General features: G+C 45.8%; 1 rRNA gene. It reads left to right on the top strand.

Annotation, left to right across the window (positions count from 1 at the left end):
• Positions 1 to 130: 130 nt before the first annotated feature.
• Positions 131 to 727 (top strand): 23S ribosomal RNA (locus KD147_RS16740); the annotation flags it as partial.

The raw sequence follows: 727 nt of genomic DNA, 5'->3' as shown, positions 1-727 counted from the left end.
ATAATTTAGAGTTCTCAATAAGTAAAGAAATATGCCAGTCAATTGAAAGATTGATTGTGCGTCTACTTTAGTATTCTAACTTCTGGCGAAGTTAAACAGTCCTTGAAATACACACCCTTTTGGGTTGTATGGTTAAGTGACTAAGCGTACACGGTGGATGCCTTGGCAGTTGGAGGCGATGAAGGACGTATTAACTTGCGATAAGCCTGGTCAAGCTAGTAAAAAGCGCTTGAGGCCAGGATTTCCGAATGGGGAAACCCACCTGCTTGCAGGTATCTTGCACTGAATACATAGGTGTAAGAGGCGAACGCGGAGAACTGAAACATCTAAGTACCCGTAGGAAAAGAAATCAACCGAGATTCCGAAAGTAGCGGCGAGCGAAATCGGAGCAGCCCTTAAGCTTATTTGATGTTAGTGGAAGCCTCTGGAAAGTGGCACGATACAGGGTGATAGTCCCGTACACGACAATGTCTTATAAGTGAAATCGAGTAGGTCGGAGCACGTGAAACTTTGACTGAATATGGGGGGACCATCCTCCAAGGCTAAATACTCCCAACTGACCGATAGTGAACCAGTACCGTGAGGGAAAGGCGAAAAGAACCCCTGTGAGGGGAGTGAAATAGAACCTGAAACCGTGTACGTACAAGCAGTAGGAGCCCTTCGAGGGTGACTGCGTACCTTTTGTATAATGGGTCAGCGACTTATATTTTGTAGCGAGGTTAACCGA

Source organism: Pseudoalteromonas sp. BDTF-M6, from assembly GCF_018334135.1.
Taxonomy (GTDB): Bacteria; Pseudomonadota; Gammaproteobacteria; order Enterobacterales; family Alteromonadaceae; genus Pseudoalteromonas.
The sequence above is the reverse complement of the archived record's forward strand: the minus strand, read 5'-3'. Positions and strand labels throughout refer to the sequence as shown.